This is a genomic window from Nonomuraea typhae (assembly GCF_009760925.1).
Taxonomy (GTDB): domain Bacteria; phylum Actinomycetota; class Actinomycetes; order Streptosporangiales; family Streptosporangiaceae; genus Nonomuraea; species Nonomuraea typhae.
This window is the reverse complement of record NZ_VRLV01000013.1, coordinates 164,635-175,718: the sequence shown is the minus strand read 5'-3', so window position 1 is coordinate 175,718 and position 11,084 is coordinate 164,635. Positions and strand designations below refer to the sequence as shown.

The 11,084-nt window shown below is 71.7% G+C and carries 6 protein-coding genes; 5 read left to right on the top strand and 1 reads right to left on the bottom strand.

Going from position 1 to position 11,084, the window contains the following annotated elements; translation table 11 throughout:
• The first annotated feature begins 5 nt into the window (after positions 1–5).
• From FVE25_RS38520 to FVE25_RS38500, 5 genes are all read left to right on the top strand, one after another.
• A complete protein-coding gene (locus tag FVE25_RS38520) occupies positions 6–3,227 on the top strand; it encodes a bifunctional glycosyltransferase/CDP-glycerol:glycerophosphate glycerophosphotransferase (protein ID WP_181019858.1) in 3,222 nt (1,073 codons plus the stop codon).
• A gap of 224 nt (positions 3,228–3,451) precedes the next feature.
• The gene (locus FVE25_RS38515) at positions 3,452–5,125 is read left to right on the top strand and encodes an arabinofuranosyltransferase (RefSeq protein WP_157252430.1); all 1,674 of its coding nucleotides are present in this window, start codon (positions 3,452–3,454) and stop codon (positions 5,123–5,125) included.
• Positions 5,126–5,148: 23 nt separating this feature from the next.
• Positions 5,149–8,571 (top strand): bifunctional glycosyltransferase/CDP-glycerol:glycerophosphate glycerophosphotransferase, encoded by a 3,423-nt coding sequence (locus FVE25_RS38510; protein ID WP_157252429.1) that lies wholly within the window; start codon positions 5,149–5,151, stop codon positions 8,569–8,571.
• A 35-nt stretch (positions 8,572–8,606) separates the two neighbouring features.
• Entirely contained in the window at positions 8,607–9,407 is an 801-nt protein-coding gene (locus FVE25_RS38505) for a CDP-alcohol phosphatidyltransferase family protein (RefSeq protein ID WP_246268115.1), read from the top strand.
• Positions 9,408–9,427: 20 nt separating this feature from the next.
• Complete coding sequence (locus FVE25_RS38500) at positions 9,428–10,471, top strand: sulfotransferase family protein (protein WP_157252427.1); 1,044 nt, start codon at positions 9,428–9,430, stop codon at positions 10,469–10,471.
• Positions 10,472–10,513: 42 nt separating this feature from the next.
• On the opposite strand, the gene FVE25_RS38495 is transcribed toward FVE25_RS38500, so the two are convergent.
• Complete coding sequence (locus FVE25_RS38495; protein ID WP_157252426.1) at positions 10,514–11,068, bottom strand: Uma2 family endonuclease; 555 nt, start codon at positions 11,066–11,068, stop codon at positions 10,514–10,516.
• Between the last annotated feature and the right edge of the window lie 16 nt (positions 11,069–11,084).

Here is an 11,084-nt window from a genome sequence, read left to right as displayed (position 1 = left end):
GACCCATGGGCACCCCGAAGATCAGCATCGTCGTCCCCTTCCACAACGTGGAGCAGTGGCTCCGGGGCTGCCTGGACACGCTCGCCCGGCAGACACTGACCGACTTCGAGGTCGTCATGGTCGACGACGGCTCGACGGACCTGAGCGCCGTCGTCGCCAAGGACGTCGCCGCCCTCGACTCCCGCTTCCGCCTCATCCAGCAGGAGAACCAGGGTCTCGGCCCGGCGCGTGACGCGGGCGCGCGCCTGGCCCGCGGGGAGTACCTCGCCTTCGCCGACGGCGCCGACCTGCTGCCGCCCCAGGCGTACGACCTGCTCGTCGGCTCGCTGGAGAGCACGGGGTCGGATCTGGTCTCGGGTGACGTGCGCACGTTCGGGGTGGAGGGCCTGCGCCGTTCGTGGCTGCCGGCCGGGCTGTTCACCTCCAACCGCACCCGCACGCACGTGGGCAAGGACCACCGCCTGCTGTGGGACCGCTCGCTGTGGAACAAGGTCTTCCGCCGCGCCACCTGGGAGGTCGCGCCGCCGGGGCCGGGCGGGGAGATCCCCCTCACCATGCGCGCCCACGTGCGGGCGCAGGGCGTGGACGTGGTCAGGGAGGTCGTCTACTACCGGCGCCGCCGCCCGGACGACCTGCGCGCCCGGATCGACGGGCTGCACCACGCGGCCTGCTTCTTCGAGGCCGAGGCGCCCGAGCTGAAGAACGCCTTCGACAAGACCGTGCTGCTCGGCGAGATCCGGCTGATCCTGGAAGAGCTCGCCGCCGTCCCGCGGGAGGACCTGCTCGAGCTCGCCGCCGGATATCTGCGGCGGGTGGACGCCTCCGTCTACGCCGAGGTCGGCGCCGCCCATCGGCTGGCGCTCACGCTGGCCAGGGAGGGCGAGCTGGCCGCGCTGCTCAAGGCCGGCGCGGCCGAGGAGCCGCCGGGCATCGTCCGCCGGGGCCTGCTGCGCCGGCGGCTGTACCACGACGTGCCGGAGGTCGGCGTCAAGCTGCCCGACGGCCTCTTCCGCGCCGAACGCGACCTGACGCTGCGCGCCAAGGTGGACTCGGTCGCCTGGCGGGGCGAGAGCCTGATCGTCACCGGTCACGCCTATCTCGACCGGCTGGAGATGGGCCGGCGCGACCGGCTGCGCGCCTGGTTGCAGGACACCCGCTCAGGCGCGCGCATCCCCCTGAAGCTCACCCGCGAGCGGCGCCCGGACGTCACCGCCGCCTCCGGCCAGTCCCGCGTGTGCCACGACTGGGCCGGGTTCCGCGCCGAGGTCGCCGCCAAGGAGCTGCAGAGCGGCGGGCGCTGGCAGACGCGCGTGTGGGAGCTGCGCGTGGCCGTCAACGCCGGGGGGCAGCACAAGCAGGGCCCGACCGGTCCGCCGGCCGATCTGAGGGAACACCGGCCCGCCGCCCGCGCGGTGGCCGAGCGCTGCTGGGTCCGGCCGTTGTTCACCGAGGCCGGGCGCTTCCAGATCCGGGTGCGCAAGCCGAAGGCGGCCGTCTCGGCCTGCCGTACCGTGGACGAGGGGGTGCGGGTCGAAGGGTGGATCAAGCGGTTCGCCGCCCCGGAGCCGCCGGTGCTGGTCGCGGTCAGGAGGCGGGACGGCGCCGAGGTGCGCCGCGCGCTGGAGCTGGTCGCCGAGGACGAGCGGCACCAGCGCTTCACCGTGACGATTCCGGTCGGTGAGCTCGCCGACCCGCCTCGGAGCCCGCTCGGCGAGCCCCTGCTGTGGGAGGGCGAGGAGAGCCGCTGGGGCCTGCAGTTCGAGGCGGGCGGGGAGCGTTTCCCGCTGGCCGCCGACGACCTTTCCGCCGTTCACGTGCGCGCCGCCGGAGGGGAGGCCGTGCTCACCCACGGCCGGTACGGCGCCGCCGACATCCTGCTGCGCCCCTGCCTGCCGGTGATCGTGGACGCGCGCTGGTCGGCAGGAGGCGGCCTGGTGCTCACCGGCCGCCACCTCGGCGAGCCCACCGGGCTGAGCGTGCGCAGGCGGGTCGAGGGGGACTGCCGCCCGTTCGCGGTCACGTGGGAGGACGACCGGTTCCGCGCCGAGCTGGATCCCGCCGGGCTGCCCACCGGAGTCTGGGAACTGCTGGACGGGAACGGCCGCCCGGTCGTCGTCGACGGGCCCGGCTGCCTGCCCGCCGCGCACGTGCGCGACGACCTGGAGTTCGACCTGCGGCCGGGCGAGACCGGCGCGCTGCTGCTCGGCGTACGGCAGGCGCTGGCCGACGACGAGCGCGGCCGATACGCCCGCCGAGTCCTGGAGCGCACGGTCTACCCGAAGTTGCGGCGCGAGCCCCTGCGCCCGTGCGTGGTCTTCGACAGCGGCGCGGGCACGCGGTGCGCCGGCGATCCGCGCGCCCTGTTCGAGCACCTGGCGGGCAGCAGGCTCGACCTCGTGTGGGTGCGCAGCGAGGGACGCTTCGCCGTACCCGAGGGCGCGCGCTCGGTGGTGCGCGACAGCAGGGCGCACGTCGAGGCGCTGGCCACGGCCCGCTACATCGTGGCCGACGGCCTGCTGCCCGCGTGGTTCCGCAAGCGGCCGGGCCAGACGTACCTGCAGACCTGGCACGGCGCGCCGCCGGAGGACGCCGCCGGGTCCGCGCGGCTGGCCGCCGACGTCAGGCAGTGGGACTACCTGCTCTCGCCCAATGCGTTCAGCACGCCCATGCTGCGCCGGGCCTTCCGTTACCCGGGCGAGGTCCTGGAGTGCGGGTCGCCGCGCAACGACGTGCTGCTGGCGCCCGGCGCGGACGAGCGCGGGCGGGCCGCGCGGGTCAAGCTCGGCGTGCCGGAGGGCAGGCGGGTGGTGTTGTACCTGGCGGACGAGTTCGATCCCGGCCTGGCCGAGGCGGTGCCGGACGCGGTCGTGCTGGTGCGGGGACACGACGAGGTGGGGCCCGCCATCGATGTCACGAAATTTCCGGATATGGCGGAGTTGTTTCTGGCGGCTGACGTGCTGGTCACCGGCTACTCCACCGCGATGTTCGACTTCGCGCTGACGGGCCGGCCCATGGTGTTCTTCGGCTCCGACCTGGAGTGCCACAGCAGCTTCGACCTGCCGGGGCCGCTGGTGCGCGACTCCGGGGAACTGGCCGCCGCCCTGGCCGGGCTGGACGGCGTGGCGGCCGCCTACGCCGGGCCGTACCGGAGTTTCAAGGAGCGCTTCTGCCGGCTCGACGACGGCGGGGCGGCGGCACGGGTGGCGGGCCGGGTCTTCGTGCGCTAGGCCGGATCTTCGTGCGCTAGGCGGGGTTTTCGTGCGCTCGGCAGCCCCGGGCAAAGGTCAAGCTTTGCCCGGGGCAAGGTTTAGGGGCTGCCGTGCGCGCCGCGCCCGAACTCCGGCGTTGCGACGCTGACCGCGTGACAACGCACGCCATACCCGTCGTTGCCCGCCCCTTGGCGGGGCCGCCGCTACGGCGGTCCGGTCCTGGCGGTTGGTGGTGGGCGCCTTTGGCCTGGGTCGTCACCACCGGGGCCGGGTTCGCGCTGGTCGCCTGGGCCGATCCGGACCCGCTCACGCTGCGCGGCGCCATCCTGCCGCTGCCGGCGCTGGGCGTGCTCTCGGCGCTGCTGATCGTGCTGGCCTGGCGGTTCGGGGACGTCTCCGGGGCCGCGTGCGGGGTCTTCGCCGGGTGGGTGGCGCTGGTGTTGCGGACCATGCTCAACGGCACGCCGTACGGCTTCGCCGGGCTTTACGGGGACATGGGGAGAATCGCCGCCTCGGCCACCCGGTACACGGTCACGCCGTGGAGCGCCGACGCCTTCGTCGAGGAGGTGCCCGCCGAATACCCCATGCTCTACCCGTGGCTGATCGGCCGGGCCTCGGTGCTCACCGGCGTACCCGCCTGGAGGCTCGTGCCCGAGGCCGAGATCCTGGTCACCTCCGGCGCCGTCGTGGCCGCGTACCTGCTGTGGGCGCGGCTGGTGCGGCCGCCGGTCGCGCTGGGGATCGCCGCCGCCGGGCTGTCGGCGTTCGGCGACCCGCGCAAGGCGTTCTGCGTGATCGCGGCGCTGGTCGTGACCCCGTGGGCGATCCTCGCCTTCGGCGCCTCGCCGCGCGGCCGGCCGGCCTGGTGGGCGGCCGGGCTCGTCGGCGGCGTCATGGTCATGACCTACCAGGGCTTCCTGATCTACGCCGCCCCCGGGTTGCTGGCCCTGCTGGCCCTGACCTGGTGGCGCGCGCCCGACCGGTGGGCCTACATGATCCACGTGGCGCTGGTCGTCACGTGCGCCGCCGCGGTCTCGGCGGTGTACGTGGTGCCGTACGTGCTGGGCGCGCTGAAGGGCGGCCAGCCTCTCGCCGACCTCTACGTCTCCCCGGACATGGCGGCCAACCCGTTCCCCTTCCTCGACCCCACCCCGCTCGGCCTGCTGCAACTCGCCGGAATGGCCGGGCTGATCCTCCTCCGGGGCAGGGAGTGGTGGGCGGCCCCGATGCTTCTGCTGCTGGCCGGCCTCTATGTCTACCGGGTGGCCATGATGGCCAGGTTCGTCCTCGACGGGCACAGCGGCTTCTACCACTACACCACCCGCATGGCCGGTCCGCTGCTGGCCGCCGCGGGCGTGCTCACCCTCGCCACGCTTCTCGCCAGAGCCAGACCCGGCAGGTACGGCGCGGCCGCACTGGCCGTCCTGCTGACCGGGACCGGAGCCGTCTACTGGCGGACCGCGCTGCCGGAGGACGTCCAGCCGTGGGCGTCCGCATGGCCCTCGGGCCGGCACTTCTTCACCGGCCTCGCGCACCGGGAGACCGGCTTCCCCGCCCGGCTGATCCGCGACCGGGTCGCCGCCGTCCTCGGTCCCGCCGCCCGACCCAGGGTGCTCTCCGCCGATGAGCGGCTCTTCTCCTACCTGCCCTGGAAGGGGTACATCGGCGGCGACAGAACCGCCGCGAACACGCTCACCCGCTACGACGACCGGCGGGCCGAGCTGGCCAGGCTCGCCGCGATCCGCGACCCCGCCGAGTTCGCCCGCGCCTCGGCCACCACCCGCTTCGGGGCGATCGACGTATTCGTCCTCGACGCCTGGCGCTGGCGCGGCATCACCTTCCAACCGGCGCAGTTCGCCGGGTTCCGCCAGTTCACCGAGCTGCCGGAGCGCCTCGTCCTGCTTGTACGCACCTGACTGGAGGATCCACCTTGGCCCGAGTGAGCATCGTCGTCCCGATCTACGATGTCGAGGCTTACCTGCCCGCCTGTCTGGAGTCGCTCGTCGCCCAGACCTGGCAGGACTTCGACGTCGTCATGGTGGACGACGGCTCTCCCGACGACAGCGCCGCCGTCGCCGACCGCTTCGCCGTACAGGATCGGCGCTTCCGGCTGGTCAGGCGGGAGAACGGCGGCCTCGGCGCGGCGCGCAACACCGGCGTGCGCGAGGCGGACGGCGAGTTCCTCGTCTTCCTGGACAGCGACGACATCCTGCCGCGGCACGCGCTGGAGACCATGGTCACCATCCTGGACCGGACCGGCTCCGACTTCGTCAGCGGCAACGTGCACCGCTTCACCTCGCGCGCCGGCCATCCCTCGCGCATGCACCGCCAGATCTTCCTCGACCCGCGCCTGCGCACCCACGTGACCCGCCACGACATCCTGCTCAAGGACCGGCAGGTCACCAACAAGATGTGGCGGCGCTCGTTCTGGGACCGCAACGGGCTGGTCATGCCGGAAGGCGTGCTGTACGAGGACACGTTCGTCGCCCTGCGCGGCCACTTCCTGGCCACCGCCGTGGACATGACCTCCGTGCCCGTCTACCTGTGGCGCGAGCGCGAGGAGGGCAACCTGTCCATCACGCAGGACCGCGCCAGCGTGAAGGCGATCGAGGACCGGGTCGGGGCGGTCCGCTCGGTGCGCGGCTTCCTGGCCGAGAACGGCTGGGGCGCCCACATCGACGGCTGGGACCGCATGGTGCTGCAGAGCGACCTGATCGCCTTCCTGGACTCCCTGCACCACGGCGACGACGGCTACCGCGCCCGCTTCCTCGACCTGACCGGCGACTACCTGGCCGCGGTCCGGCCGCGCGTCCTCGCCAACCTGTCGGCCGACCGCCGGGTCAAGTGGGAGCTGGTACGGCAGCGCCGCATCGGCGACCTGCTGGAGTTCCTCGAATGGGAGGCGGCCGCCAAACCCGCCACCCGGGTACGGCGGAGCCTGCGCTCCTACCACCTCGACCCGCCGCTGGCGGTGCCCGCGTCGGTCACCCGCCTGCATCGCAACGACCTGGAGGTCATCCACCGCATCGACCGGCTCGCGGCCGAGGATGGCAAGCTGGTCATCGAGGGCCGCGCGACCCTGCGCTACACCAGCCCGGACAATCCCAAGCACCAGCAGGTCACCGCCCGGCTGGTCAACGAGGCCACCCGCGAGCGGATCAAGCTCCCGGTCACCACGTCCGCCGCCCGCTCGATCACCGCGCTGAACAAGGACTGGTGTGGCTTCCGCATCGTCCTCGACCCGGGCGCGCTGCCCGCCCGGGCGGCCGACTGGCACGTGGAGCTGACCGTGACCCACCGGCGGCGGCGCAGGAGCGCCAAGCTGGCCGAGACGCCGGGGGCGCTGCCCCTGCGCGGCGAGCTGTTCGAGACCGGCCACGGCCGGGTGTGGTTCTCGTGGTCGGACGCCGGCCAGTTCCGCGTGCACTCCGGGCGGGAGGCCGCGACGGTCACCGGGCACCGGCTGGACGAGGGCCGCCTGGTCTTCCGCGGGGATCTGGACCGGGCGATCGGGTCGTGCCCCGAGGTCGTGCTCGTCCGGACGCCGGGGGAGGTCGTACGGCGCTGCCCGGCGACCGTCCGGGACGGCGGCATCGAGTTCGCCGTCGACGTGCGGGAACTGCTGCCCGCCCGCAACCTCGGCGACCCCCGGCTGGACACCACGGCGAGCTGGCGTGCGGAGGTGCCGGGGGTCGGGCTGGTCAGCCTCGCGGCGGAGGGCGCCCGGCACGCTGTGGGCGGCCGCGACCTGATCGTCGAGCGGGCGCCCTCCGGCCACCTGAGCCTGCGCGAGCAGCCGGAGACGCTGCACGTGGACGCGGCCGAGTGGGCCGAGGACGGGTCGCTGACGCTCGACGGCTCGCTCATCCGCGCGGAGACGGGCACGGCCACGCTGGTGGCGCGCAACATCGCGCGCGGCGCCGACGTCTGCTTCCCCGTCACGCTGACCGGCGAGCGCGCGCGGGCGCACGTGCCGGTGCTGCGGGTGCCCGGTTTCGCCGGCGCCGTGCCGCTGCCCTCCGGAACCTACTCGCTCAGCCTGCGCATGGCCGACGGCCGCCCGCTCAAGATCGACTTGTGCCTGCCCGCGAGCGCCGTCGAGATCGGCGGACGCACGCTGCGGCTGGCGGTGGGCGACAGCGGCGAGGCCACCGTGAAGATCGGCTCCGACCTGGCCAAGGAGGAACGGGGCGAGAAGCGGCAACGCAGGCTGCGCGAGGTCCGCTACCCGAAGCTGCGCGAGCAGCCGCTGCGCGAAGCCGTCTTCTTCGACTCCTACAGCGGCAAGCGGTACGCCGACAGCCCCAAGGCCATCTACGAAGAACTCGTGCGCCGGGGCAGCGACCTGGAGATGACGTGGAACGTGCGCGACGGCCAGGTGGAACTGCCGCCGGGGCTGACGCCCGTCAAGACCAACGGCGCCGCCTACTACGAGGCCCTGGCCCGCAGCCGGTACATCGTCACCAACGCCCACCTGCCCGAATGGTTCCGCCGCAGGGAGGGGCAGGTGGTGGTGCAGACCTGGCACGGGACCGCGCTGAAGCGCATCGGCTTCGACATCGAGAACATCCGGTTCGCCCGGACCGACTACAAGGAGCGGCTGGGCGTCGAGGTGCTCCAATGGACCCATCTCGTCTCGCCCAGCCCCTGGTCCACGCCGGTGCTTCGGCGGGCCTTCCGGTACGAGGGGGAGGTGGTCGAGGAAGGGTACCCGCGCAACGACGTGCTGAGCCGTGCCGGCGCCGCCGGGGAGGTGCGGGAGCGGCTCGGCCTGCCGTACGGGAAGAAGGTCGTCCTCTACGCGCCGACGTGGCGCGACGACAGCTTCTCCGCGCGCGGGCGCTACCGCTGCGACCTGCGGCTGGATCTGGCCAGGATGGCGGCGGAGCTGGGTGAGGACTACGTGTTCCTGCTGCGCGCGCATCCCAACGTCACGGATCGGCCGGGGGTGGCCGGGGACAGGGTGCTCGATGTCTCGACTTATCCGGATATCCAGGAGCTTTTCCTGGTAGCGGATGTTTTGGTGACGGACTACTCCTCGGCCATGTTCGACTTCGCCGTGACCGGGCGGCCCATGCTCTTCTACACCTACGACCTCGAGCACTACCGCGACACCCTGCGCGGGTTCTACTTCGACTTCGAGGCCGAGGCGCCCGGGCCGCTGCTGCGCGAGACCGGCGACGTCATCGCCGCCCTCGCCGGGATCGGCGAGGTGGAGGCCAAGTACGCGAGCCTCTACGCGGCCTTCAAAGACCGCTTCTGCCCCCTCGACGACGGGCACGCCGCCGCCCGGGTCGTCGACCGAGTCTTCCGTGATGGTCAAGAAGCGGCATGGACATCTTCCAGTAGTTCCAGAGAGTAATCGGTTCACGCCCGTGAGTGGCCATGCTGGAATCCATGAGGACCTATTCGCTCGATGACGTCCACGCGACACGCAAGCGGAGAGACTCCTGGTGGACCGTGTACCTGGTGGACCCGGTCGCCTGCCGGGTCGCGCTGGTCGTGGCCAACCACACGCGGGTCACGCCCAACGCGCTCACGGTCTTCTCGCTGGTCCTCGGCATGGTGTCGGCCGCGTTGTTCGCGGTCGACAAACTGGCCGCCGGCGCGGCCGTGTTCTACCTGAGCTTCATGATCGACTGTGTCGACGGGAAGATCGCCCGGTTGAAGGGCACGGGGACGCCGTTCGGGTTGTGGCTCGACTACGTGGGTGACCGGGTCAGGGTGGTGTTCTGCGCCGCCGGGCTCGCCTACGGGCAGTACATGCTGACGCGGAACGTCGAGTTCATCATGCTCGGGGCGACGGTCGCCGTCCTCGACCTGTTCAGGTACGTGAACGCGCCCCAGATGAAGCGGGTCCGCGAGGTTGTCAGGGAGGGCATGCCGCCCAAGCCCGAGCCTCCGGAGGACGTCGAGATGGTTCCACGGCCCGCGCGCAGCCCGTCGTTCATGCGCAGGCTCAACAGGTTCCTGGCGCGCCGCAGGGTGCGCTCTCACCTCATCAGCGGGATCGAGTTCCACGCCGCCGTGTTCGTGGTCGCGCCCCTCATCGGCGCGGCGGCGCTCATCCCGATCTCGGCCACGATCAGCGTGCTGCTGCTCGCCAACGAGATCTTCCTGGTGTATCGGATGTGGCTCTTCGCGCGCAGGTTCGCCGGCGCGGCCTCCCAGGAGAGCCGAGAGCACGTTCTCGTCTAAGTTTCGGGGGTAACCAAGAAATGTCGGATCGGCCGATATTCGTCGTCGGGTGTCCACGCTCGGGCACCACGATGCTGCAGCTCATGCTGCACTCGCACCCGCGCGTCGCGGTGGCGCCGGAGACCCGCTTCCTGGTCCCGGCCTACTACCGGCGCCGGATCTACGGGGACCTGCGGGCCACCTCGGCGCGGCAGGCGCTGGCGCAGTGGATCGCCACCGACAAGAACACCAAGTTCCGCGAGCTGAAGATCGACAAGGACGACTACGTCCGCGAGTGCGCGGAAGGCCCCGGCTCGCTGGGCTCGGTGATCGGCACCGCCTTCCGCATGTACGCCGACCGGTTCGGCAAGGCGCGCTGGGGCGACAAGCGGCCCAGCTACGTCAAGCAGGTCGACATGCTCCAGCGCCTGTTCCCCGACGCCCAGTTCATCCACCTCATCAGGGACGGCCGCGACTGCGTGGCCTCGCTGAAGGAGATGCCCTGGTACACCCTGGACTCCTTCCACGCGGTCGCCACCTGGGCCGAGGCCATGGACGCCGGGGTCAAACTGCGCAAGACCATGCCCGAGGACAGCTACTTCGAGCTGCGCTACGAAAACCTCACCGACGACCCGGCCACGGAGATGAAGAAGCTCTGCCACTTCCTGGAGGAGGACTTCGACCCGGCCATGCTCTCGCCCCGCGAGGCCGCCCAGGTCGCCGTCCCCGTCCACAAGGTCTGGCACAGCAACACGCACGGCGAGGTCACCAAGTCCCGCGTGGGCAGCTGGGCCCAGCGCCTGGAGGACTGGGAGATCGCCCTCTGCGAGCAGGCCCTGGGCGAGCGCCTGGAAGACATGGGCTACGAGCTGACCGGCCACGGAAAGGCCGCCAAGGAGCACATGCTGGCCTTCCAGAAGACCATGCAGAAGCGCCGCGCCTCACGCATGCGCAAGGGCATGCGCGACCGCATCAACCGCCTGCGCGAGCCCAGCCCGGTGGCCGCGCTCCTGACCACCGGCCAGCGCGCCCTGGCCGGCATCCCACAGCAACGCGCGGAGACCCCGCTCTCCGAACACGTCTGACCCGCCTTTCGCGAGCCGGTACGGCCCCGCCGTACCGGCTCTTTACATGGGCCCGATGTCGAGTTGCGACCAGTCGATGTCAAGCCTGAAGGGCGTGGTCATCCTCAGGGCCAGACCGTCCAGGTCGCGGTGCGTGATCTTGGGCTTGCAGTACTCGGCACCGCAGACCAGGACGTGGTGCTCGACGGAGACGACCCCCTGGTCGTCGGGCTGGACGATCAGGTAGTGCGGGATGCCTGCCATGGCGTACTCGTCGGCTTTGTGGAGCCGGTCGCGGGTGATGGAATGCGGGGACAACACCTCGACGGCCATGATGACGTCTTTTGCGTGTAGCCACTCGCCGAGTTCCAGCCGGCTGTGGACGACTACGTCGGGCTTGCGGATGTGGAGTGGCGCCTTCCCGAGGATGACCTCGATGCTGGTGTTCACCTCGGCACGGGACCCGCGGATGGCTGCCTCCAGAGCGTCGGCCAGCCGTCGTGCGGTCGTCTGGTGGCCTCGGCCGCGCGGTTCTCTGGGTATGAAGGCGCCGTCGACGATTTCGACCTCCTTCTGAGTCTCCTCATCCAGCGCCAGGTAAGCGTCCCAATCAGCCATGCTTACAGCCAACCAG

Excerpts from the sequence above, each read along its gene's own strand:
- FVE25_RS38495 (WP_157252426.1), bottom strand. The coding sequence starts at position 11,068 with ATGGCTGATTGGGACGCTTACCTGGCGCTGGATGAGGAGACTCAGAAG.
- FVE25_RS38505 (WP_246268115.1), top strand. The coding sequence starts at position 8,607 with ATGAGGACCTATTCGCTCGATGACGTCCACGCGACACGCAAGCGGAGA.
- FVE25_RS38520 (WP_181019858.1), top strand. The coding sequence starts at position 6 with ATGGGCACCCCGAAGATCAGCATCGTCGTCCCCTTCCACAACGTGGAG.
- FVE25_RS38500 (WP_157252427.1), top strand. The coding sequence starts at position 9,428 with ATGTCGGATCGGCCGATATTCGTCGTCGGGTGTCCACGCTCGGGCACC.